Here is a 21,526-nt window from a genome sequence, read left to right on the forward strand (position 1 = left end):
AGTGGCGATAGTCGTCAGGGCGACCATCGCCACTCACGAGGGGATCAGGGGCCCAGGGCCGACTTCGGCGGGGTCTGGTCCTTCTGGAGCGCGGAGAACAGCACGCCGGCCCGCTCCTTGTCCCAGCGGACCACGGACTGCCCGCCGATCGTCGGTGTGCCCCCCACCGGGGTGGTGGTGGCGATGCCGCCGCCCGACACGCCCTTCATCGCGAGGCCGAGCTGGGCGATGTTCCAGATGTGGTCGCCGTCGTCGACGGTGATCAGCCCGGTCACGGCGTCGGCCAGCGGGATCACCCGGAACGGGTTGACCAGCGTGCCCACGCTCGTCGACTTGGCGATCAGCGCGGACAGGAACTCCCGCTGTCGCTGTACCCGGTCGAAGTCCGAGCCGGCCGTGGCCCGGGTCCGGACGTAGCCCAGCGCGGTGGCGCCGTCGAGCTGCTGGCAGCCGGCCTTGATGTCCAGCGCGGCCTTCGGGTCCTTGATCGCCTGCGGCACGCAGAGGTCGACCCCGCCCACCGCGTCGACCGCGCCCACGAACCCGCCGAAGCCGATCTCGGCGTAGTGGTCGACGTGCAGGCCGGTCGCGTTCTCCACGGTCTGGATCAGCAGCGGCGCCCCGCCGAACGCGTACGCCGCGTTCAGCTTGTTGGTGCCCTTGCCGGGGATCGGCACGTACGAGTCGCGCGGCAGGCTGACCAGTACGGATCCGGAGCTGCCGGAGTGCAGCAGCATGATCGTGTCCGTGCGCTGGCCCGCCGCGTCCCCGGTGCCGAGCCGCTCCTCGTCCTCCGCGGAGAGGTCCGCCCGGCTGTCCGAGCCGACGATCAGCCAGTTCGTGCCGGAGGACTCCGCGGTCGAGCTCGCGGGCAGCGCGGCCACCCGGTTGAGGTTCTGGTCCAGGTACACGCCGAAGCCGATGAGCGCGATGAGGATCAGCGCGAGGGTGACCAGGATCCGGCGGCGCCAGCGGCCGCGACGCCGGACCTTCGGCGCCCGGGTCTCCACCGGGGGCCGGTAGACCTCGCGCTCCGGCCGCTCGCGGCCCTGCGGCGCACCGGTGGGCAGCACGCGAGTGACCTGCGGCGGCGGGCCGGGGGGCGGACCCTGGGGACGGCGGGGCGGGGGCTGCTGCGCCCAGCCCGGACCGCCACCGCGGCGCGGCGGGGGCGGCGGACCGCCCCGGCCCGGAGGGCCCACGGGCCCGCGTCGGTCAGCGTTCATGGCTCAGCGCACCGTCCTGTCGTGGATGTACCGGTCCCTCATCCTCCAGGACGCCCGATCGCCCCGGAGGTTGCGTCGACGGTCCGGACCCGCGCCCGCCGGTAGTGATCAGCCGAGCAGCGGCTCGCCCTCGAACCTGCCGAGCTCCTCCCGGTACAACTCCAAACCCACCCCGTTGGGATCCCGGACGTACAGACTGTTGTCCACCCCACGGTCCGGCCCCAGGTACTCGACGCCCGCCTCGTCGAAACGCCGTCTGGCCCGGTCGAACTCCTCCGGCGAGGTGGAGAGCGCGATGTGCTGCACCGCGCCGATGGTCTCGTGGAAGTCCGGGTGGTCGTGGCCGGGGAAGTCGAAGAAGCCCAGCAGGTTGCCGTTGCCGATGTCGAAGAAGAAGTGGCTGGAGCCGCGGTAGTCCCGGTTCTCCACCAGCTCGACGAGCGGGAAGCCCATCAGGTCCTGGTAGAACCGGATCGTCTCCTCGACGTCCTTGCAGATCAGCGCGGCGTGGTGCACCCCCTGCACCGTCGTGCGCGGCCGCTCCCCGGGCGCCTTCAGGTACTTCTCGCGCAGGTCCGTGCGGCGCGCGCGGACCGCCTCCAGCTCGGCTCCCTCGGGCTGCGGCATGGGGCTCCCCTTCCGTCCGGTGTCCTCGTCGACGGTAGCGGCGCCGGGCATGATCGGCGGCGTGGATCTGCCGCTTCTCGAGGACGACCTGGACCAGCCCGCGCTGCTGAACCCCGACCGGGTGGTGCCGCGCAGGGAGCTCCCCGAACGCGCGGTCCTCTGCTTCTTCCCCGAGGTCGTCGCCGCCCTGGAGCCGGTGGAGACGGTCCGGCTGTCCTCCGAGCTCGGACCGTGGCCGGTGCACGTCGTCGAACGCGGAGGCGAGCGGCTGGCGGTCATCCAGCCCGGCGTCGGCGCACCGCTGTCGGTGATCTTCTTCGAGGAGCTCATCGCGCTCGGGGTACGGGCCGCGGTGGCGGTCGGCGGCGCGGGCTCGCTGGTCCCGGAGCTCACCCTGGGGCACGCGATCGTGGTCGGCAGTGCCCTGCGCGACGAGGGCACCTCCTTCCACTACCTGCCCGCCGGCCGGGTCGTCGACGCCGATGCGGCCGGCGTCGCCGCGCTCACCGGGGTGCTCGACGCGGCCGGGGTCCCCCACGTCACCACCCGGGTGTGGACGACCGATGCGGTCTTCCGCGAGACCCGCAGCCGGGTGGACCGCCGGGTCGCCGAGGGCTGCGCGGCGGTGGACATGGAGGCGTCCGCGCTGATCGCGGTGGCCCGCCACCGCGGCGTCCGCCTCGCGCACCTCCTGCTCGCGGGCGACTCCCTGGCCGGCGACGAGTGGGAACACCGCGGCTGGACGACGGCGCGCGAGGCCCGGGCGGGGTTGTTCGAACTGGCGGCGGACGCGGCCCTGGCCCTCTAAGGTCATCCGAATGCCCGTGCGCGCCCGTGACGTCATGACCCGCCGGCTCGCCACCGTGCAGGCCGAGGACACCGTCGACGCCGCCGCCCAGCGGATGCTGCGCACCGGGTTCAGCGCGCTGCCCGTGGTCCGCGGGGTGGACCGGCTGGTCGGGATCGTCAGCCTGGTCGACGTGCTGCGCCACCGCGAGGACGGCGGCCCGGGCGAGGCCGCGGTCGGCACGATCATGACCACGGACGTCCTCACCATGTCCCCCGCCACCGGCGCCGCGGTCGTCGCGCACCGGCTGCGGACCTACGGCGAGCTCCGGGTGATGCCGATCGTGGAGCGCGGGATGCTCGTCGGCGTGGTCACGCGCAGTGACCTGCTCCGCGGCCCGCGCGAGCGCCCCGGGCTGCTCACCCGGCTGCTGGGCCGCGCCCCGCTGCCCGACCCCACCCCGCCCCGCCGACCCCGGGAGCGCCCGGCCGGCGCGACCACCGTCGGCGAGGTGATGACGCGCGGGGACCTCGTCACCGCCCGCGCGGACACCCCGTGCTCCGAGGCCGTGAAGCTCCTGCTGGACCACCGGTTCAGCCTGCTCCCCGTGGTCGACGCGGCCGGGGCCCTGATCGGCGTCGTGAGCGAGGCGGACCTGCTCCGCGACCCGCTCGCCGGCGACCGCTCCGCGCCCCCGACCACGCTCCGCGCCGCCATGACCCGCTCCCCCACCACGGTCCGCCCGGACACCCCGCTCGACGAGGCCCGCCGCCTGGTGACCGAACGCGGCTTCCGGGTCCTGCCGGTCACCGAGGGGACCCGGCTCGTCGGCGTCCTCAGCCGCAGCGACCTGGTCTGAGCATCTCCCCGGCTCAGCCCAGGGACCGGAGGGCCTCCACGAGGCCGGCGAAGCGTCCGGGGCCGGCCGTGTCGCCGGGCCGGTTGAACCTGATCCGGTGCGCGAGCTGCCCGTAGCGGCGGTGCAGGTCCGCCGCGACCTCCTGCTCCGTGCCCACAGAGCACATGGCGTGCAGGACCTCGTCGGTGACCAGCGGGACCATCTCGTCCCACCGGCCCCGCTTCGACAGCGTGTTCAGGTCGGCCTGCAGGTCGCCCCAGCCGTGCAGGTCCAGCACCGGCTTGTACGCGGGCGTGGACCCGTAGAACGAGATCTGCCTGCGGACGGCCTCGACGTCCGGCTCGTCGAGGGCCACGAACGCCGACAGCGCGATCTCCAGCGGCGCCGCTCCCGCGGGCCGGTGCGCCGCGACCTCCGGCACGATCACCTCGCGCAGGTACCGCTCGGTGCAGAAGGGGTGCGTGAACAGCCCGTCGGCGACCTCGGCCGTAGTGCGCAGCATGTGCGGCCCGACGGCGGCGAGGTACACCGTGGGCGGCCCGTACGGGTTCTCCGGCGGGGCGAAGTTCGGCGTCATGAGCGTGTGCTCGTAGAACTCGCTGCGGTGGTGCAGCCGCTCGCCGGTCTCCCAGGCCGCCCAGATCGCGCGCAGCGCCGCGACGAAGTCCTTCATCCGCGCGGCCGGCTTCGACCAGGGCATCGAGAACCGGCGCGTGATGTGCGGGCGGATCTGGCTGCCCAGCCCCAGCACGAACCGGCCGTGGGAGTACCGCGCGAGGTCGATCGCCTGGTAGGCCACGGTCATCGGGCTGCGGGAGAAGGCGATCGCGACGGACGAGCCCACCTGCAGCCGCTGTGTGTGCTCGGCGGCGAGGGTGATCGGCAGGAAGCCGTCCGCCTTGTTCTCGCTGTTCCAGGCGCCGTCGTAGCCGATCTCCTCGCAGATCCGCGCGTCCTCGGCGACGTGCTCCAGCCCGTCCCGCAACCGGCCGTCGATCAACACCCGGCCGATGCTGCCCGCACGGGCGGCCCGGGTCAACGATGAGTCCCGGCGCCGGGCCCGGTCTACCCGGCATGCTGATCGTCGCCGGACACCTGTTGGTCGACCCCTCCGCCCGGGATGCCTACGTGGCCGAGTGCCGTGCCGTCGTCGAGTCCGCCCGCGCGGCCGCGGGCTGCCTCGACTTCACCATCACCGCGGACACCGCCGACCCGGCCCGCGTGAACGTCTACGAGCGCTGGGAGGCCGAGGAGCCCCTCCTCGCCTTCCGCGGCAGCGGCCCGAGCCAGGACCAGGAGACGGCGATCCTCGACGCCGACGTCCGCCGCTACGAGATCGCCTCCGAGGGCCCCGCCTGAGAAACCACGGAGAAAACCCGCGAGTCGGCACTTTCGGTAGGCCGAAACACACATCCACGACGTCGTGGGAGTGCGTTTCGGCCTCCCGGCTCTGCTCGACGGCGGGCTCCGCCCGCGCACCGACTCGCGGGAACGGGTTACTTGCGGCCGCCGCCGAGCAGGCCACCCAACAGGTCGCCCAGGCCGCCGCCCAGCACTCCCCCGCCCGCGCCGCTCTGCCCGCCCGCGCCCCCGCCGAGGATCCCGCCGAGCAGGTCGCCGAGGCCGCCGCCCGCGCCGGGCGCGGCACCCGGGAGCGAGCCGCTGCCCGCGCCGCCGCCGCTCATCTTCTTGGCCAGGTAGGACATGACGATCGGGGCCAGCAGCGGCAGCAGCTTCCCGATCAGGCCGGAGCCGCCGAGCCCGCCCAGGGCTCCCTGCGCACCCACCGGCGCGTCCCCGGCGGGTGCCCCGCCGAGCGGGCCGATCCCCCCGAGCTGGTTGACGACCAGGTCCCGCTGGTCGCCGAACACGTGCCCGACGATCTTGTCGCCGTCCGCGGTGTCGACCTGGCCGAGGTCCACGCCGCCGTCGATCAGCCCGCCGTCGTGCTGCTGGACGGCCTGGGCGAAGGACGCAGCGCGGGCCGGGTCCTCGGCGTTGGCCTGGATCCCGCCGAGCAGCGCCGGCAGGGCCTGGCGGGCGGCGTGCTCCGCGGTGGCCTCGTCCACGCCCAGCTGGGCCGCGAGGGCGCCGAGCGGCACCTGGGAGAGGATCTCGTCGACAGGGCTCATGGCCGGACAGTAGCGCTGACCCGGGGCTTTCAGAAGGAGTAGCGGGTCTGCCCGTACCGCCCCTTGGCGAAGGCGAACGCCGTCTCCGGCGCGACCGCGTAGACCAGGGCGGGACCGCCGTCCCCGGCGAACGTGCCGTCCGGCGACACGTCGAAGTGCCACTCCTCGCCGTACTTCGCCACGTAGGCGTCGGCGACCTCCTGGAGCCGGGCGGGATCGGTGACGCGCTGCGCGGTCCCCTCGACGACGACGTCGAGGCCCTCGCGCAGGGCGTTCGTCCCGGTCGTCACCACGCAGCCGGGGTTGCCGGCGAGGTTGCGGGCCTTCCGCTCGCCCGCGCCCGTGCAGAAGTGCAGGGCGCCGGCGTGCCACACCGCGATCAGGGGCGTGACGTGCGGGCGGCGGTCCGGGCGGACCGTCGAGACCCAGTAGAGCGGGGCCGCGGCCAGCCGCTCGCGGGCGGTGTCCCACGGCGTCGCCGCGGCCGTCGGATCGCTGTAGCGGCCGTCCAGTTCGGTCTGCATACCCCTCTGACCGGCGGCGCGCGCGGGACTCATCGCCTACCGTCGGGGTATGCCCTGGGAGTCGGCGGTGGAGAAGGCCATCCGGGAGGCCACCGAGCGCGGCGAGTTCGACGACCTGCCCGGCAAGGGCAAGCCGTTGCCGCGGTTCGAGGGCGGCGAGGACTGGTGGGTGCGCCGGTACGTCGAGCGCGAGGGTCTGCCTGCGGACGCCCTGCTGCCCGTCGCCGTCCAGCTGCGGAAGGAGACCGAGCGGCTGCCCGAGACCGTGCGCGACCTGCCGACCGAGGAGTCGGTCCGCCGGGTCGTCGCGGACCTCAACGCCCGGATCGCCGAGCACATCCGCAATCCCGAAGGCCCCCGGCTGCCGCTGCGGAAGGTGGAGCCCGGTCCCGTGATCGAGGCCTGGCGTACCCGGCGCGCGGAGCGCGGCGAGGCGCTGCGGCAGGCCCGGGCGCAGGAGGCTCCGAGGAGGAGGCGGCGCCGGTGAGTCAGCGCCGGTGAGTCACCGGAGCGGGTGCTCCCCGATCAGCGCGCCCGCAGCCCGTCCATGATCAGGTCGAGCAGCCGCCCCGCCTGGTCGCGCTGCTCGGGCCCACCCGCCGAGAGCGTCACGCCGACGAGCGCCGCGATCACGTCCTGCGGATCGACGTCGCCACGAAGGGTGCCGGCCTCGGCGCCCGCGGAGACCAGCGAGCCCGCCGCCTCGCGCATCCGCGCCTTCGTCTCGGCGAACGGGTTGCCGCCGGAGGCGACGATCGCGCGCAGCGTGTCCGCCATCCCGCGCTTGGCCGTCATGTAGTCCACGAAGCGGTCCATCCAGATCCGCATCGCCTTGTCCGGCGCGTAGCTCTCCAACAGGCCCGGCACGGCGTCGCACAGCCGGGCGACCTCGGAGCGGTACGCGGCCTCGACCAGCGCCTCGCGGGTGGGGAAGTGCCGGTAGAGGGTGCCGATGCCGACGCCGGCCGCCTTCGCGATCGCCTCGAGCGTCACGTCGCCGTCCGGACGCGAGAAGGCCTCGACGGCCACCTCGACCAGCCGGTCGCGGTTGCGGCGGGCGTCCGCCCGCAGCCGCTTCTCCTCGATCACCGGTTCCACCTCCTGATAGTGACGCGCGTCACTATCTCTCCGCAAGCGGAACAGCCTCCGCTTACCGCGGGTTCGAACGGAGGCAGCTCCGGTTGCACTCTACGCGCGATTCTCGCGTCACGACCGTGAAGGAGACCTCGTGACCACCCTCCTCACCACCCCCACGCTCTCCCTGTCCCGCCGTTTCACCAGCCCCTTCGGGGCCGACACCACCGCCACCGAGGTCGTCGCCGGCCTGGACCTCACCGGCCGCCGCGCGGTCGTCACCGGCGCCGCCTCGGGCATCGGCATCGAGACCGCCCGCGCGCTGGCCGCGGCCGGCGCCTGCGTCACGCTCGCCGTCCGCGACCTGGACGCGGGCGCCGCGACGGCCGCCGCGATCACGGAGTCCACCGGCAACGACTTCGTCTCGGTGGCCCGCCTCGACCTGGCCGACCGGACGTCCATCCGGGCGTTCGTCGCCAACTGGGACGGCCCGCTGCACATGCTGGTGAACAACGCCGGCGTGATGGCCACCCCGCTCACCAGGACGCCCGAGCACTGGGAGCTGCAGTTCGCCACCAACCACCTCGGCCACTTCGCGCTGGCCACGGGCCTGTTCCCGGCCCTGGTCGCCGCGGACGGCGCCCGCGTCGTCTCCGTGTCGTCGGGCGCGCACCTGCGCGCGCCGGTGACGTTCGACGACATCCATTTCCACGGCCGCCCGTACGACCCGTGGCTGGCCTACGGGCAGTCGAAGACGGCGAACGTGCTGTTCGCCGTCGAGGCCAACCGCCGGTGGGCGGGCGACGGCATCCACGTCAACGCCGTCATGCCGGGCGGGATCCGCAGCGGCCTGCAGCGCCACCTCGACCGCGCCGCGCTCGACGCGATGGAGGAGCGGGCCGGCGCGGTCGGCTGGAAGACCCCGGAGCAGGGGGCGGCCACGAGCGTCCTGCTGGCGGCGTCGCCGCTGGTGGAGGGCATCGGCGGGCGCTACTTCGAGGACTGCGCCGAAGCCCTGCCCGCGACCGGCGCCTACGGCCGCGGCGTGGCCCCCTACGCGCTGGACCCGGAGGCCGCCGAGCGGCTCTGGGACCTGTCGGTCGCCACGCTCAGGAGCTGAACACCCCCACGCGCTCCAGGTGGGCGCGCAGCAGCTCCCCGATGTGCAGCATGTGGTCGCGCATGGCCGTCCGCGCCCTGTCGGGGTCGCGGGCGGCCAGCGCGGCCAGCACCGGGACGTGGTCGGTGACGGAGGCCTCGACCCAGCCCCCGACCTGCGCGTAGTGCCCGCGCGGGACGTACCGCAGCGACAGGGCGAGCTGCGTCTGCAGCCGGGCGGACAGGCCCGGCCGGTTGATCGCGGCGTGGATGTCGTGGTTGATCCGCAGCACCTCGTCGGGATCCCCGGCCGCGGCCGCGGCGGCGAGCTCCTCCTGACGGCGGTGCAGCGCACCGACGGCGGGATCGTCGAGCAGCGCGACCGCCCGGGCCGCCAGCTCGCCCTCGATGAAGGCCGCCACGGCGAACATGTCCGTGACGTCCCGGCCGGTCAGCGGCACCACCCGGAACCCGCGCCGGGGCTCCCAGCGCACCGCACCCTCGCTGTGCAGCACCATCAGCGCCTCACGGACCGGCGTCGCGCTCACCCCGAGCCGTTCGGCCAGCTGTTCCGTGCGCAGGTAGTCCGCCCCGCGCAGCTCCCCGGACATGATCGCCTCGCGCACCTCGGCCGCGACGTGCTCCGAGAGCTGGCGCCGTTCCGGCACGCCGGCGGGGAGGGACACGCGCCGAGGGTAACCACCCCGTGAGTGGCGATCGTCGCCAGAGCAAGGATCGCCACTCACGACCGGTCGGGCGCGGCGGGGACCGGACCAGGCAGGATGGCCCCGTGGAGCAGTTCTTCTCGGCCTACCGGCACGGTTTCCTGCGCGTCGCGGCCTGCACGATCCGCACGACGATCGCGGAGCCCGCGGCCAACGCCGCAGCGGTCCTCGAGACCGCGCGCGCCCTGCACGCGGACGGCGTGGGCCTCGCGATCTTCCCCGAGCTCACCCTCTCCGGGTACTCGCTGGAGGACATCCTCCTGCAGGACACCCTGCTCGACGCCGTGGAGCAGGCCCTCGACGAGGTCGTCGCCGGCTCCGCCGACCTGCTGCCGGTGCTCGTCGTCGGCGCACCGCTTCGGTACCGGCACCGCATCCACAACTGCGCCGTGGTCGTCCACAAGGGGCGGATCCTCGGGGTCGCGCCCAAGTCCTACCTGCCCACCTACCGCGAGTTCTACGAGCGCCGCCAGGTCGCGCCCGGCGACGACGCGCGCGGCACCATCCGGGTCGGCGGCGCGGACGTCCCCTTCGGACCCGACCTGCTGTTCGAGGCGACGGACGTCCCCGGCTTCGTGCTCCACGCCGAGGTCTGCGAGGACATGTGGGTGCCGATCCCGCCGTCCGCGGAGGCGGCGCTGGCGGGCGCCACGGTGCTCGCGAACCTCTCGGGCAGCCCGATCACCGTCGGCCGCGCCGAGGACCGGAAGCTGTTGTGCCGCAGCGCTTCCTCGCGCTGCCTCGCCGCCTACGCCTACGCCGCGGCGGGCGAGGGCGAGTCGTCCACGGACCTGTCCTGGGACGGCCAGACGATGATCTACGAGAACGGCGCGCTGCTGGCCGAGACCGAGCGCTTCCCCCAGGGCCCGCGTCAGTCGGTGGCCGACGTCGATCTCGACCTGCTGCGTGCCGAGCGGCTGCGGATGGGCACGTTCGACGACAACCGGCGCCACCACGAGCCCGTCACCCGCACGATCGAGTTCCGCCTCGACCCGCCCCGCACGGACCTGGGCCTGAAGCGCGAGATCGAGCGCTTCCCGTTCGTCCCCGCGGACGAGACGCGCCTCGAGCTGGACTGCTACGAGGCCTACAACATCCAGGTCAGCGGCCTGGAGCAGCGCCTGCGCGCGATCGGCCAACCCAAGGTCGTCATCGGCGTGTCCGGCGGGCTCGACTCCACGCACGCCCTGATCGTGGCGGCCCGCGCGATGGACCGCGCCGGCCGCCCGCGCACGGACATCCTCGGCTTCACGCTGCCCGGCTTCGCCACGGGCGATCGCACCAAGGGCAACGCGTGGCGGCTCGCCGAGGCCCTCGGCATCACGTTCGAGGAGCTCGACATCACCGAGACGGCGCGGCTCATGCTGCGCAACCTCGGGCACCCGTTCTCCTCGGGCGAACCCGTCTACGACGTCACGTTCGAGAACGTCCAGGCCGGACTCCGCACCGACTACCTGTTCCGCGCGGCCAACCAGCGCAACGGGATCGTGCTCGGCACCGGCGACCTCTCCGAGCTCGCGCTCGGCTGGTCCACCTACGGTGTCGGCGACCAGATGTCGCACTACAACGTCAACGGCGGCGTGCCCAAGACCCTGATCCAGCACCTGATCCGCTGGGTCGCCTCCTCCAAGCAGTTCGACGACGAGGTGGGCGCGGTGCTCACGGACGTCCTGGACACCGAGATCACCCCCGAGCTGGTGCCCGGCGACCAGGTCCAGAGCTCCGAGGCCAAGGTCGGCCCCTACCCGTTGCAGGACTTCACGTTGTTCCACTACCTGCGCTGGGGCATGCGCCCGTCGAAGATCGCCTTCCTGGCCCACCACGCCTGGGGCGACGTCGACCGGGGCGACTGGCCCGTCGGCTTCCCGCCCGAGAAGCGCGGCGTGTTCACGATGGCGGACATCCGGAAGTGGTCGGAGGTGTTCGCGCAGCGCTACTTCTCCTTCAGCCAGTTCAAGCGCAGCGCGCTCCCGAACGGCCCGAAGGTCTCCGCGGGCGGATCGCTCTCGCCCCGCGGCGACTGGCGCGCGCCGAGCGACATGTCCGCCCGGATCTGGATCGACGAGATCCGTCGCGAGGTCCCCGAATCCTGACGCTCCGCGACCACCCTCACCCGACCGGCGTCATCAATTTTGCGTATCCCCCACCCCGGTTGGGCCATCCGTCGTAACGAGACTCACTGCTCGTGACGATCTCCCCCGCGAAGGCCCGAACGGGAGGGGAACGCGATGACCGGCGACGCCACGGACGACGGCCGCACGGGAGGCGTCACCGGCTGGGGCTGGAACGCACGCGAGCCCTACGCCGCGCCGCGCTACCTCGCGCGCACCCACCGCCCGGCCGAACCGCGTCCCGGCCTGTTCGCGCTGCTCAGGAGCCTGTTCACCCGGCACCGATGAGCTCCTGACACCCGAGGAACCCTGCCCCGCCGTCCGGCGTCAGCAGCCGCGCCCCCACCCCACCCACCCGCGAGTCGGCACTTTCGGTAGTCCGAAACACACATCTGCGACGCCGGCGGGGTACCGATCCGGAGCTCCCCGCCACGACGCGTCCCGCGCGACGACGACCCGAGCCGGCGGGACACTCCACGGCCGGTCGGAGCTCACCCCCGCACCAGGAACCCCCGCAACAGCACGGCGAGCAGGCCCTGCAGCGTCGTCACGAAGTCCAGCCGCATCGCCGCCAGCTCCGGATCCGCCGCGTACGCCTCCAGCATCGCGGCGGACGGCCGACAGTGCCCCCACAGCGCCCCCGCCGAGATCGTCGCCGCCCCCGCGAACTCGAACGCCGACTGCTCCGACAGCTCCGGGATGCACCCCCGCACGAGCCCGGCGAACTCCATCACCTCGACGACGACCGTCCGCTTGAACCGGGCCGCCACCTCGGCCGACACGTTCCGCTCCAGCACCGACGCCTGCGCGCCGGCGAGATCGCACAACACCGGACGGGCGTGGAGGCTCTCGGCGAGCACCGCGGCGACCTGCTCGCACCGCTCCTCGACGGCGCCTCGGGGGCCCGCGGCGAGCGCCGCGCCGGCGTCGACCCGCCAGGCCGCCCACTCCGCCGTCAGCAACTCGAGCAGGACGGCCTCACGGGAGTCGAAGTAGCGCAACACGTTCGACTTCGCGAGCCCCACCCGCCGGGATAGCTCGTTGAGCGACAGCTCCGCCACCGGCATCTCGCGCAGCATCGCCGCGGCGGTGTCGAGGATCGACCGCCGCCGCTCCTCCCGTTGCTCCGGGCTGCGCGCCCGCTGGAAACCCACGCCCCGATATTACAGACCGCCGGTCCCTTGATAAAGGACCATCGGTCCGTTACCGTCGTCAATAACAGACCACCGGTCCGATGGGAGTCAGACAATGAACGACCAGAGCGGTAGGCGCATCGTCGTCACCGGCGCGAACAGCGGTACCGGCAAGGAGGCCACGAAGCGCCTCGCGGCCGCGGGCGCCCACGTGATCATGGGCGTCCGCACACCGGAGAAGGGCGAGGCCGCGAAGGCCGAGATCCTGGCCGCCCATCCCGGCGCGAGCCTGGAGATCCGCCGGATCGACCTGGCCGATCTCGCGTCCGTGCAGGAGTTCGCCGAGGGCCTGATCGCCGACGACGTGCCGCTCGACGTCCTCGTCAACAACGCCGGCGTGATGGCCCCGCCACAGCGCCTCACCACCGCGGACGGCTTCGAGCTGCAGTTCGGCTCGAACCACCTCGGCCCGTTCGCGCTGACCCTGCGCCTGCTCCCGCTCGTCCTGCGGGCGGCCGAACCGCGCATCGTCACCATGAGCAGCGGCGTGGCGAGCTTCGGGCGCATCCGGTTCGACGACCTGCAGTGGGAGCGCCGCTACTCGCCGATGTTCGCCTACGCCCAGTCCAAGCTCGCGAACATGCTCATGACGCAGCGCCTCGCCGCGATCGCCCGCGAGCGCGCCTGGACGCTGCGCAGCATCGGCGCCCACCCCGGCTACACCCACACCAACCTGCAGACGGCCGGGGCGAACCTCGGCGGTGGCAAGCGCGGGTCGCTGCTGAGCAACGCACCGAGCTTCGTCCCGTCCCAGGAGGTCGAGCAGGGCACCGAGCCGTTGCTCGTCGCGATCACCGATCCCACGGCCGCGAACGGCGCCTACTTCGGCCCCACCGGCCGTTTCGGCATGGTGGGCCCGGCGGGCCAGGTCAGGCTCCCGCGCCAGGGCCGCAACACCGCCGTCGCCGACCGCCTGTGGACTGCATCCGAGCAGCTCACGGGCGTCCGCCTCCCCGCCCTGGTCTGAGATGGCCCCGAACCTCCGCGAGTCGGCACTTCTCGGAGGCCGTGTCACACGCTGACGACGCGCAGACGTCCCCGTCGGCGTCGACGCATGCCGACCCGCGAAGAGGAGGCCGGCTCGCGCTCCCGAACTGACGACGCGCGAACGTCACATTCGGCCTCCCGAAAGTGCCGACTCGCGGGGGGAGAGAGATGCGAGGCGGTCAGCCGCCGTGGGTGCCGGCGCTGCGGTAGTCCGTGTAGGTGTACGGGTTGTCGAGCAGCTTGGTCTCCGGGACCTCCGGGTTCATGCCGGCGACCCACGCCTGTTCGCCGATCTCCGCGCGCAGGTGCTCCACCGTCCGCTCGACGGCCACCTGCGCCGCCGCGAGGTCGACGTCCACGAGCCGGCTGTCCCGCTTCACGATCCGGCCGTCCACCAGCACCGTGTGGACGTCGCCGCGCTGGGCCTGGAACGCGACGTGGCCGTAGGGGTTGAGCAGCGGGAACATCACCGGCGAGTGGTCGTTCTTGATCAGTACGACGTCGGCCTTCCGGCCCACCTCGAGGCGGCCCAGGTCGTCGCGGCCGAGCGCGTGGGCGCCGCCGCGGGTCGCCCACTCGACCACGTGCTCCGCCCGCAGCGCCGCGTGGGTCACGGTGTCGGTGCGGGCGTGCGCCTCCAGGTGCTCGCGCGAGCGGTCCGCGCCCAGCGTCGACCGCATCGCCGAGAACAGGTCCCCGCTCCACCACACCGACGTGTCCATCGACAGCGACACGGGGATCCCGTGCTTGCGCAGCGCCCAGGTGGGCGGATAGCCCTGCCCGGCGCTCTGCTCGCTCTCCGTCGACACCGACACGGACCCGCCGGTGGCGGCGATGCGCTGGTACGAGTCCGCGGACAGCGTCGCGGCGTGGACGTAGACCGTCTCGGGCGTCATGAAGCCGTGGTCGTGCATGAGCCGGATGCCGTCGTCGTTCGTCGCGCCCCACACCCCGGCGTGCGTCGACACCGGCAGCCCCAGCTCGCGGGCCACCTCGAACGCCGGCTTCTCGGGGAACGCCGGATCCCCGGTGACGTCGAAGGCCAGCTGGATCCGCTCGAGGTCCCCCGCCCGGCGGGTGAGGAAGTCCCGGAACTCCGGCGCGGCGGTCCAGGTCGCGGGCGCGTCCTGGATGTTGCCGTAGGCCAGGACGAACCGGCCGGGAACCGCGGCCAGGGCGTCGACGGCGGCGTCCGCGTGGTCGACCGTCCGCAGCCCGTGCGACCAGTCCACGGTGGTCGTCACGCCCGCGTCGAGCGCCTCCAGCGCCGCGACCAGGTTGCCCGCGTACACGTCCTCGGGCCGGAACCTCCGCCCGTGCTCCAGGTAGTACCAGACGAAGTACTGCGTCAGGGTCCAGTCGGCGCCGTAGCCGCGCATCGCCGTCTGCCACATGTGCCGGTGGGTGTCGATCATGCCGGGCATGACGATGCCGCCGGTGGCATCGATCTCCTCGGTCCCGTCGGGCACGGGGAGGCGCTCGCCGATCGCGGCGATCCGGTCGTCCGTGACGAGCACGTCGTGGCCGGTGAGCACCCGGCTGCGGTCGTCGATCGTGAGCACCGTGCCATTGCGCAGGACCACCGACATCTTCTCGCCCCTTCGCGATACGGACCCTCGTCCGCCAGACGGTCGGGCGCTACTGTCGTGCAGTCACGTCGGACGTGTCAACGGGGGAACTGCATGCCGCGCGAGGGCACCGGCCCGGACTTCATCGAGGCGCTGGCCCGCGGCCTCGAGGTGATCACGGTGTTCCGTCCCGGCCGGCCGGTGATGACCCTGGCCGAGGTGGCGACGGCCGCGGGGCTGGCCAGGCCGACCGCGCGCCGGATCCTGCTGACCCTGCGGGAGCTGGGCTACGTCCGGGTCGAGGAGCGCGGCGGGTACGCGCTGACGCCGCGGGTGCTCGATCTCGGCGTCGCCTACGTGCGCTCGGCCGGGCTCTGGGAGGTGGCCCGCCCGCACCTCGAGCGGCTGTCCGAGCGGACGAACGAGTCCTGCTCGATCGCCCAGCTCGACGGCTCGGACATCGTCTACGTGGCCCGGGTGTCCGTGCCGAAGATCGTGTCGCTGGCCGTGCAGATCGGCACCCGGTTCCCCGCGCTGCAGACCTCGCTCGGGAAGGTGCAGCTCGCGGCCCTGCCCCTGGACGAGCTGGACCGCGTGCTCGCCGAGCCCACCCGCTCCGGGCTCGTCCCCCGCTGGCAGCCGGACCGCACCGAACGGGACGCCGCGCTGCGCGAGGTGCGCGCCCGCGGCTGGGCACTGACCGACGAGCAGCTCACCCTCGGCATCCGCTCGGTCGCGGCACCCCTGCGGGACGGGTCCGGCCGGGTGATCGCCGGCGTCAACGTCAACACCCACGCCGCCGAGACGACGGTCGAGCACCTCCTGGAGCACCACCTCCCGCTCCTGCTGCACACCGCGGGCGAGATCAGCGCGGACTTCGCCCGCCTGCAGACGGTCCCCCACATCTCCACCGCCTGACCGCGTTATGGATCCATGACGCGGTCAGAGGCGGCCGAGAATCGCGCTATGGATCCATAACGCGAACTCGACGGCCGTCCACGCGCGTCGTGGATGCAGGACGCGGCTTGACCGCGGAGGCCACCGAGGGCAGGCTCGGGTTCGGACGAATGTCCGGTGGGCGGACGGAGTGTGCATGCCGAGTACGGAGGGGCCCCTCGCCGGGCTGCTGGTCGCCGACTTCTCCCGCATCCTCGCCGGCCCGTACGCCACGATGCTGCTCGCCGACATGGGCGCGGACGTCGTCAAGGTCGAGGGGCCCGGCGGCGACGACACCCGCACCTGGAGCCCACCGCACCGCGACGGCGTGTCCACCTACTACCTGGGCATCAACCGCGGGAAGCGCTCGATCGCACTGGATCTGGGCGAGGAGGCCGACCGGGAGGTCGCCCGCGAGCTCGCCCGCCGCGCGGACGTCCTCATCGAGAACCTCAAGCCCGGTGGCATGGCCAAGTACGGCCTGGACTTCGACACCGTGCGCGCGACGAACGAGAAGATCGTCTACGCGTCCATCAGCGGGTTCGGCTCCGGGGCGGGCGCGCACGTCCCCGGCTACGACCTGATGGTGCAGGCCATGTCCGGCCTGATGAGTCTCACCGGCGACCCCGCGGGCGAGCCCTTCCGCGCCGGCATCTCCGTGTTCGACGTGATGGCCGGCAACCACGCCACCATCGGCATCCTCGCCGCGCTGCGCCACCGGGACCGCACCGGGGAGGGCCAGCACGTCGAGGTCAACCTGCTCTCCTCGGCGCTGACCGGGCTGGTCAACCACAGTTCGGCGTGGGTCGCGAGCGGCACCGTGCCCTTCCGGATGGGCAACGCGCACCCGAGCGTCTTCCCCTACGAAGCGCTCCCCACGGCCGACGACGACCTGATCGTCGCCGCCGCGAACGACCGCCAGTTCCGCGCGCTCTGCGAGGTCCTGGACATTCCGGAGATCGCGGAACGCTTCCCCCGCAACGAGATCCGCACCGAGCGCCGCGAGGAGCTCCGGCCCATCCTGGTCGAGGCACTGGCCCGCCGGGGCGCGGTGGAGTGGTTCGAGCTGCTCACCGCGGCCGGCGTGCCCAGCGGCCCGATCCAGACGATCGACAAGGGGTTCGCGATGGCCGAGCGCTTCGGGCTGGATCCCGTCGTGGACGTCGGGGGGATCCCCACCACCCGGCACCCGATCCGCTTCTCCGCCACCCCGGCCGTCCACAGGCTGCCCCCGCCCGGGCTCGACGAGCACGGCACCGAGCTCAGGGACTGGCTGTCACGATGACCGAGTACCCCACCGCCCTGGGCGCGGCCTCCCGCGAGCGGATCACGTTGCTGGGCACCGACCTTGCCGACGACGTCATGGGCACGGTCGGGTTCGGGGAGCTCGCCTTCTGGCTCGCCACCCAGCGGCGCCCCACCCCCGGCGAGACGCGGCTGTTCGAGGCCGTCCTCGCCGCCCTGGCCGATCACGGCTTCACCCCCACCGCGATCGTCACCCGGCTCACCTACCTGTCGGCGCCGGACTCCGTGCAGGGCGCGCTCGCGGCCGGCCTGCTCGGCGGCGGCTCGCGGTTCCTCGGCGTCACGGAGGACTGCGGTCGCTTCCTGCACGAGAACCTGGGCGACGGGCCGGTGGACGAGATCGCCCTGGAGGTCGTCCGCCGCGAGAAGGCGGCAGGCCGGTTCGTGCCCGGCCTCGGCCACCACGTCCACAAGGACGGGGACCCCCGCACCCCGCGGCTCTACGCGATCGCCGAGGAGGAGGGGCTCGTCGGCCCGCACCTGGAGCTGTTCGCCGCGATCGGCCGCGTGCACCCCCAGGTGCTGGGGAAGACGTTGCCGCTCAACGGCGCCGGGACCTGCGGCGCCGTGCTCGCCGATCTCGGGCTGCCGCTGGAGCTGTTGCGCGGCTTCGCCCTCCTCGCCCGCACCGCCGGGCTGATCGGCCAGCTCGCCGAGGAGCTGCGCAATCCCGTGGCGAACGAGATCTTCCTGTCCGTCGATCTGAACAACAAGCCGGTTCCGCCGCAGCCGAACTGAGGAGACAGCAGTGCAGCTGGTCACCGAGGACACGATCACCGACCTCGCCGCGGCGCGGTGGGGCACCGCGAAGGACCCGCGGACCGCGGAGCTGCTCACCGCGCTCGTCCGGCACCTGCACGCCTTCGCCCGCGACGTGCGGCTCACCGAGGCCGAGTGGATGGCCGCGATCGGCTGGCTCACGAGGACCGGCCAGATCAGCGACGACAAGCGCGAGGAGTTCATCCTCGCCTCCGACGTGCTGGGCCTGTCGATGCTCGTGGTCCAGATGAACCACCCGTTCGCGCCCGAGGCCACCCCGGCCACGGTGCTGGGCCCCTTCCACATCGACGGCTCACCCGAGCTCGACTTCGGCGGCGACATGTCGGACGGCGTGCCGGGCACCCCGCTCTACGTATGCGGCACCGTGCGGGGCCTCGACGGCGAGCCGTTCGCAGGCGCCCTGCTCGACGTCTGGCAGGCGGACGCCGCGGGCGACTACGAAGCCCAGCTCGACGTCGACGAGGCACGGCTGCGCGCCAAGTACCTCAGTCGCGAAGACGGTAGCTACTGCGTGCGGACCATCGCCCCGAAGGGCTATGCGATCCCCATGGACGGGCCCGTCGGGGAGCTGATCGCGCGCACCGAGATCAGCCACTTCCGGCCCGCCCACGTCCACTTCCTCCTGACGGCCACGGGGTATGAACCGCTGATCACCCACCTGTTCCGGGAGGGCGCGCAGTACCTCGACTCGGACGTCGTGTTCGGCACGAAGGAGGCGCTGGTGGTGGCGTTCGAACCCCGCGATCCGGGCCCGACGCCCGATGGCGGGCACAGCGACGTGCCCTGGCTCGAGGCCCGCTACGACTTCGTCCTCCAGGAGACCTCCTGATGGTCCTCCCGCCCCTGCCGACCTCGCTCGTCGGCAGCTACGCCCAGCCCGAGTGGCTCATCGACCGCGCCAGGCTCGCCGGCCGCTTCCCGCCGCGCGTCCGGGCCCGCGAGCTGTGGCGGATCCCGCCGGAGCAGCTGGCCGAGGCCCAGGACGACGCGACCCTGCTCGCGATCCGCGCCCAGGAGGAGGCGGGCCTGGACATCCTCACCGACGGCGAGATCCGCCGGGAGAGCTACTCCAACCACTTCGCGACGGCCCTCGACGGCGTCGACATCGACAACCCCGGCACCGCGCTGGACCGCAGCGGACACCCGAACCCGGTGCCGCGCATCGCCGGACCCGTCACGCGCCCGCGGCCGGTCCAGGTCGACGACCTGCGCTTCCTCCGCGCCCACACGGACCGGACCATCAAGATCACCGTGCCCGGCCCGTTCACCATGACCCAACAGGCGCAGAACGACCACTACCCGGACACCGAGGCCGCGGCCCTCGCGTACGCGGCGGCGGTGAACGCCGAGATCAAGGACCTGTTCGCGGCCGGCGCCGACATCGTCCAGATCGACGAGCCGTACCTGCAGGCCCGCCCGGACGCCGCCCGCGCCTACGGCCTCACGGCGCTCGACGCCGCGCTCGACGGGGTCACCGGCACCACCGCCGTCCACCTCTGCTTCGGCTACGCCGCGATCATCCACGAGCGCCCGGAGGGCTACTCGTTCCTGCCGGAGCTGGCGGGCTGCGCAGCCGACCAGATCTCCATCGAGACGGCCCAGTCCGGCCTGGACCTGGGCGTCCTCGCCGACCTGACCGACAAGACGATCATCCTGGGCGTGATCGACCTGTCCGATCCGGAGGTCGAGTCCGCGGAGACGGTCGCCGCCCGGGTCCGCCGCGCCTTCGAGTACCTGCCGCCGGAGCAGGTCGTGATCGCCACCGACTGCGGCATGAAGTACCTCCCGAGGGCCTCCGCCTTCGGGAAGATGCAGGCGATGGCGGGCGCTGCGGCCCTGCTCCGCGGCGAGCTCGGCCCGTGACCCGCACGACCTGAGCCCCCGACTCGCGCACCCCTCGGGCCCCGACCCGCGGGAGAGCCCGCGAGTCGGGGCCCGGCTCCGCGCGAGTCGGGACCGGGAGGTCAGCCCTGGGCGTCCCGCCAGGAGATCCACTCCTGGAGCAGGGCCAGGTCGTGGTCCGGTCCACCCACCCCGACGGTGAACAGCGAGACCCCCGCGTCGAGCAGACCCTGGGCCTGCTCCGACGGCTTCCCGTTCACGGCCGCCGAGCGGACGATCTCCTTGGGGTCCCGGCCGATCGTGGCGCAGTGGCCGTCGAGCACCGCGCACTTGTGCGCGATGGTCTCCGCGTCGCCGAAGCCGTGCCAGATGCCGGCGTACTCGGCGGTGTAGCGCAGGGTCTTCTTCTCCCCGCCGCCGCCGATCAGGATCGGGATGTCGCGGGTCGGGGCCGGGTTGAGCTTGGTCCAGCGGTCCCGGATCCGCGGCAGCGCGGCGCCCAGGTCGTCGAGGCGACGCCCGGCCGTCTTGAAGTCGTAGCCGTACTCGTCGTAGTCCTTCTCGAACCAGCCCGAGCCGATGCCCAGGATGAGCCGGCCCTTGGAGATGTGGTCCACCGTGCGGGCCATGTCGGCCAGGAGCTCGGGGTTGCGGTACGAGTTGCAGGTGACGAGCGCGCCGATCTCGACGCGGCTCGTGCTCTCCGCCCAGGCCCCGAGCATGGTCCAGCACTCGAAGTGCTTGCCGTCGGGATCGCCGGAGAGCGGGAAGAAGTGGTCCCAGTTGAAGACGACGTCGGCGCCGGCATCCTCGGCAGCGCGCAGGGTGTCGCGGATTCGGTCGTAGTCGGCGTGCTGGGGCTGCAGTTGCAGTCCGATACGAATGCTCACCCCTCCAGCATGCTCCTGAACCGGTGCAGCGCATCTCGGGTGGTCGCCTCCGCGGCGTCGACCACCCCGTGGAGGGCCGCGTCGCGGTGGATCATGCCGGCCCCGCGCCGGGCCGCGCGCCGCCTTAAGTCCCGCCGAAGCCGTCCTTAAGCGGGTCCGCCCAGTCTGGTGTCACACCGACGGAAGGAACCGAGATGACCGCCTCCACCGCCACCCCGAACCTGCTCGGCATGCGCTTCGCCCACCGGATGATGCTGCGCGACCTGCACCGCCTCACCGAGGTCGCGCAGAAGATCGCCGGCGGGGACGCCTGCGACGCCCGGCGGGCCGCCGCGATCGCCACCTGGGTGCGCCACCTGTGCCACGAGATCCACCACCACCACACCGTGGAGGACGAGCTCACCTGGCCGTTGATCGAGCGCAGCGCCGGCAGCGAGGTGGACCTGGCCGTGCTCAGCGAGGACCACGCCGCCCTCGACCCGCTGCTCGACGAGATCCGCTGGGCCGTCGACGCCGTCGAGGCCCGTCCCGGGATCGCCACCGCCGAGCGGCTCGCCGCGGCCCTCGCCCGGGTCCGCGACGAGCTCGACGAGCACATCGCCGAGGAGGAGCGCGCGCTCTTCCCGGTGATCGAGCGCTACGTGGCGGTGAAGGACTGGGAGGCGATGGAGAAGGAGATCCGCAAGGGCGGCGCCCCGCTGACCTTCGTCCTCCCCCGCTTCGAGGGCGTCGTCCGCCCCGAGGAGCGCGACGAGGTCCGCAGGCTCGCCGGCCCCGTGATGGGCCTCCTGATGGCCCTGGTCCGCCCCGCCTACCGCCGCCGCGAGAAGCTCGTCTTCGCCTGAAAACGCACTATGGAACC

Annotated in this window: 24 protein-coding genes; 14 read left to right on the forward strand and 10 right to left on the reverse strand. The window is 73.0% G+C overall.

All coding sequences use genetic code 11. From position 1 onward, the window contains the following. Window positions 1-44 precede the first annotated feature (44 nt). Window positions 45-1,073: an LCP family protein gene (locus tag ABD324_RS29835; RefSeq protein ID WP_344424594.1), complete on the reverse strand. Its 1,029-nt coding sequence runs from the start codon at window positions 1,071-1,073 to the stop codon at window positions 45-47. A 261-nt stretch (window positions 1,074-1,334) separates the two neighbouring features. Continuing rightward, window positions 1,335-1,853 carry a VOC family protein gene (locus tag ABD324_RS29840; RefSeq protein WP_344424597.1) on the reverse strand — a complete coding sequence of 173 codons (519 nt, stop codon included), beginning with the start codon at window positions 1,851-1,853 and terminating at the stop codon, window positions 1,335-1,337. Window positions 1,854-1,914: 61 nt separating this feature from the next. Here ABD324_RS29840 and ABD324_RS29845 point away from each other — a divergent pair, with 61 nt between their 5' ends. Together ABD324_RS29845 and ABD324_RS29850 are read left to right on the forward strand one after the other, a co-directional pair. Further along, entirely contained in the window at window positions 1,915-2,661 is a 747-nt protein-coding gene (locus ABD324_RS29845; protein ID WP_344424599.1) for a nucleoside phosphorylase, read from the forward strand. Between the two features lie 10 nt (window positions 2,662-2,671). Then, complete coding sequence (locus tag ABD324_RS29850; protein ID WP_344424601.1) at window positions 2,672-3,499, forward strand: CBS domain-containing protein; 828 nt, start codon at window positions 2,672-2,674, stop codon at window positions 3,497-3,499. A gap of 13 nt (window positions 3,500-3,512) precedes the next feature. Here ABD324_RS29850 and ABD324_RS29855 read toward each other — a convergent pair whose 3' ends face one another. Further along, window positions 3,513-4,502, reverse strand: coding sequence for a TIGR03617 family F420-dependent LLM class oxidoreductase (locus ABD324_RS29855; RefSeq protein WP_344424604.1), 990 nt, complete (start codon window positions 4,500-4,502; stop codon window positions 3,513-3,515). A gap of 71 nt (window positions 4,503-4,573) precedes the next feature. On the opposite strand from ABD324_RS29855, the gene ABD324_RS29860 reads away from it, so the two are divergent. Beyond that, window positions 4,574-4,858: a putative quinol monooxygenase gene (locus ABD324_RS29860; RefSeq protein WP_344424607.1), complete on the forward strand. Its 285-nt coding sequence runs from the start codon at window positions 4,574-4,576 to the stop codon at window positions 4,856-4,858. A 137-nt stretch (window positions 4,859-4,995) separates the two neighbouring features. Here ABD324_RS29860 and ABD324_RS29865 read toward each other — a convergent pair whose 3' ends face one another. Together ABD324_RS29865 and ABD324_RS29870 are read right to left on the reverse strand one after the other, a co-directional pair. Next, window positions 4,996-5,631 (reverse strand): DUF937 domain-containing protein, encoded by a 636-nt coding sequence (locus ABD324_RS29865; RefSeq protein ID WP_344424610.1) that lies wholly within the window; start codon window positions 5,629-5,631, stop codon window positions 4,996-4,998. 29 nt (window positions 5,632-5,660) lie between these two features. Further along, on the reverse strand, window positions 5,661-6,155 hold the full coding sequence (locus ABD324_RS29870) for a pyridoxamine 5'-phosphate oxidase family protein (RefSeq protein WP_344424612.1): 495 nt from the start codon (window positions 6,153-6,155) through the stop codon (window positions 5,661-5,663). Window positions 6,156-6,204: 49 nt separating this feature from the next. Between ABD324_RS29870 and ABD324_RS29875 the strand changes: the two genes are divergently transcribed. Further along, a complete protein-coding gene (locus tag ABD324_RS29875; RefSeq protein ID WP_344424615.1) occupies window positions 6,205-6,642 on the forward strand; it encodes a DnaJ family domain-containing protein in 438 nt (145 codons plus the stop codon). Window positions 6,643-6,680: 38 nt separating this feature from the next. Here the strand turns inward: ABD324_RS29875 and ABD324_RS29880 are convergent, their stop codons facing one another. Further along, the gene (locus ABD324_RS29880; RefSeq protein ID WP_344424618.1) at window positions 6,681-7,253 is read right to left on the reverse strand and encodes a TetR/AcrR family transcriptional regulator; all 573 of its coding nucleotides are present in this window, start codon (window positions 7,251-7,253) and stop codon (window positions 6,681-6,683) included. A gap of 130 nt (window positions 7,254-7,383) precedes the next feature. On the opposite strand from ABD324_RS29880, the gene ABD324_RS29885 reads away from it, so the two are divergent. Continuing rightward, on the forward strand, window positions 7,384-8,349 hold the full coding sequence (locus tag ABD324_RS29885) for an SDR family NAD(P)-dependent oxidoreductase (protein ID WP_344424621.1): 966 nt from the start codon (window positions 7,384-7,386) through the stop codon (window positions 8,347-8,349). Here ABD324_RS29885 and ABD324_RS29890 read toward each other — a convergent pair. Then, complete coding sequence (locus tag ABD324_RS29890; protein WP_344424624.1) at window positions 8,339-9,013, reverse strand: GntR family transcriptional regulator; 675 nt, start codon at window positions 9,011-9,013, stop codon at window positions 8,339-8,341. The genes ABD324_RS29885 and ABD324_RS29890 overlap by 11 nt on opposite strands. A gap of 104 nt (window positions 9,014-9,117) precedes the next feature. Between ABD324_RS29890 and ABD324_RS29895 the strand changes: the two genes are divergently transcribed. Together ABD324_RS29895 and ABD324_RS29900 are read left to right on the forward strand one after the other, a co-directional pair. Continuing rightward, a complete protein-coding gene (locus tag ABD324_RS29895) occupies window positions 9,118-11,145 on the forward strand; it encodes an NAD(+) synthase (protein ID WP_344424627.1) in 2,028 nt (675 codons plus the stop codon). A 135-nt stretch (window positions 11,146-11,280) separates the two neighbouring features. After that, entirely contained in the window at window positions 11,281-11,451 is a 171-nt protein-coding gene (locus tag ABD324_RS29900; RefSeq protein WP_344424629.1) for a hypothetical protein, read from the forward strand. A gap of 203 nt (window positions 11,452-11,654) precedes the next feature. Here ABD324_RS29900 and ABD324_RS29905 read toward each other — a convergent pair whose 3' ends face one another. Further along, window positions 11,655-12,317, reverse strand: coding sequence for a TetR/AcrR family transcriptional regulator (locus ABD324_RS29905; RefSeq protein ID WP_344424631.1), 663 nt, complete (start codon window positions 12,315-12,317; stop codon window positions 11,655-11,657). A 94-nt stretch (window positions 12,318-12,411) separates the two neighbouring features. On the opposite strand from ABD324_RS29905, the gene ABD324_RS29910 reads away from it, so the two are divergent. Continuing rightward, entirely contained in the window at window positions 12,412-13,323 is a 912-nt protein-coding gene (locus ABD324_RS29910; protein ID WP_344424633.1) for an SDR family oxidoreductase, read from the forward strand. 199 nt (window positions 13,324-13,522) lie between these two features. Here ABD324_RS29910 and ABD324_RS29915 read toward each other — a convergent pair whose 3' ends face one another. After that, the gene (locus ABD324_RS29915; protein WP_344424635.1) at window positions 13,523-14,932 is read right to left on the reverse strand and encodes an amidohydrolase family protein; all 1,410 of its coding nucleotides are present in this window, start codon (window positions 14,930-14,932) and stop codon (window positions 13,523-13,525) included. A gap of 93 nt (window positions 14,933-15,025) precedes the next feature. Between ABD324_RS29915 and ABD324_RS29920 the strand changes: the two genes are divergently transcribed. The 5 genes from ABD324_RS29920 to ABD324_RS29940 all read left to right on the forward strand — a co-directional run bounded on the left by ABD324_RS29920 (window position 15,026) and on the right by ABD324_RS29940 (window position 19,795). After that, entirely contained in the window at window positions 15,026-15,829 is an 804-nt protein-coding gene (locus ABD324_RS29920; protein ID WP_344424638.1) for an IclR family transcriptional regulator domain-containing protein, read from the forward strand. A 175-nt stretch (window positions 15,830-16,004) separates the two neighbouring features. Beyond that, window positions 16,005-17,132, forward strand: a complete 1,128-nt coding sequence (locus ABD324_RS29925) for a CaiB/BaiF CoA transferase family protein (protein ID WP_344424641.1) — start codon at window positions 16,005-16,007, stop codon at window positions 17,130-17,132. Continuing rightward, on the forward strand, window positions 17,129-17,890 hold the full coding sequence (locus ABD324_RS29930; protein ID WP_344424643.1) for a citryl-CoA lyase: 762 nt from the start codon (window positions 17,129-17,131) through the stop codon (window positions 17,888-17,890). Before ABD324_RS29925 ends, ABD324_RS29930 begins: the two co-directional genes overlap by 4 nt. Window positions 17,891-17,900: 10 nt before the next feature. Further along, window positions 17,901-18,761, forward strand: a complete 861-nt coding sequence (locus ABD324_RS29935; RefSeq protein ID WP_344424646.1) for a dioxygenase family protein — start codon at window positions 17,901-17,903, stop codon at window positions 18,759-18,761. Next, the gene (locus ABD324_RS29940; protein WP_344424649.1) at window positions 18,761-19,795 is read left to right on the forward strand and encodes a 5-methyltetrahydropteroyltriglutamate--homocysteine methyltransferase; all 1,035 of its coding nucleotides are present in this window, start codon (window positions 18,761-18,763) and stop codon (window positions 19,793-19,795) included. Before ABD324_RS29935 ends, ABD324_RS29940 begins: the two co-directional genes overlap by 1 nt. A gap of 101 nt (window positions 19,796-19,896) precedes the next feature. Here the strand turns inward: ABD324_RS29940 and ABD324_RS29945 are convergent, their stop codons facing one another. Next, complete coding sequence (locus ABD324_RS29945) at window positions 19,897-20,664, reverse strand: LLM class F420-dependent oxidoreductase (RefSeq protein ID WP_344424652.1); 768 nt, start codon at window positions 20,662-20,664, stop codon at window positions 19,897-19,899. A gap of 194 nt (window positions 20,665-20,858) precedes the next feature. On the opposite strand from ABD324_RS29945, the gene ABD324_RS29950 reads away from it, so the two are divergent. Next, window positions 20,859-21,509 carry a hemerythrin domain-containing protein gene (locus ABD324_RS29950; protein ID WP_344424655.1) on the forward strand — a complete coding sequence of 217 codons (651 nt, stop codon included), beginning with the start codon at window positions 20,859-20,861 and terminating at the stop codon, window positions 21,507-21,509. Window positions 21,510-21,526: the final 17 nt, after the last annotated feature.

Origin of the sequence: Pseudonocardia ailaonensis, from assembly GCF_039531635.1 — a bacterium.
In the GTDB taxonomy this organism is placed as follows: domain Bacteria; phylum Actinomycetota; class Actinomycetes; order Mycobacteriales; family Pseudonocardiaceae; genus Pseudonocardia; species Pseudonocardia ailaonensis.

Coding starts and splice junctions, on each gene's coding strand:
- ABD324_RS29840 (WP_344424597.1), bottom strand. CDS start 1,853: ATGCCGCAGCCCGAGGGAGCCGAGCTGGAGGCGGTCCGCGCGCGCCGC.
- ABD324_RS29850 (WP_344424601.1), top strand. CDS start 2,672: ATGCCCGTGCGCGCCCGTGACGTCATGACCCGCCGGCTCGCCACCGTG.
- ABD324_RS29860 (WP_344424607.1), top strand. CDS start 4,574: ATGCTGATCGTCGCCGGACACCTGTTGGTCGACCCCTCCGCCCGGGAT.
- ABD324_RS29865 (WP_344424610.1), bottom strand. CDS start 5,631: ATGAGCCCTGTCGACGAGATCCTCTCCCAGGTGCCGCTCGGCGCCCTC.
- ABD324_RS29870 (WP_344424612.1), bottom strand. CDS start 6,155: ATGCAGACCGAACTGGACGGCCGCTACAGCGATCCGACGGCCGCGGCG.
- ABD324_RS29875 (WP_344424615.1), top strand. CDS start 6,205: ATGCCCTGGGAGTCGGCGGTGGAGAAGGCCATCCGGGAGGCCACCGAG.
- ABD324_RS29900 (WP_344424629.1), top strand. CDS start 11,281: ATGACCGGCGACGCCACGGACGACGGCCGCACGGGAGGCGTCACCGGC.
- ABD324_RS29910 (WP_344424633.1), top strand. CDS start 12,412: ATGAACGACCAGAGCGGTAGGCGCATCGTCGTCACCGGCGCGAACAGC.
- ABD324_RS29915 (WP_344424635.1), bottom strand. CDS start 14,932: ATGTCGGTGGTCCTGCGCAATGGCACGGTGCTCACGATCGACGACCGC.
- ABD324_RS29920 (WP_344424638.1), top strand. CDS start 15,026: ATGCCGCGCGAGGGCACCGGCCCGGACTTCATCGAGGCGCTGGCCCGC.
- ABD324_RS29925 (WP_344424641.1), top strand. CDS start 16,005: ATGCCGAGTACGGAGGGGCCCCTCGCCGGGCTGCTGGTCGCCGACTTC.
- ABD324_RS29930 (WP_344424643.1), top strand. CDS start 17,129: ATGACCGAGTACCCCACCGCCCTGGGCGCGGCCTCCCGCGAGCGGATC.
- ABD324_RS29940 (WP_344424649.1), top strand. CDS start 18,761: ATGGTCCTCCCGCCCCTGCCGACCTCGCTCGTCGGCAGCTACGCCCAG.
- ABD324_RS29950 (WP_344424655.1), top strand. CDS start 20,859: ATGACCGCCTCCACCGCCACCCCGAACCTGCTCGGCATGCGCTTCGCC.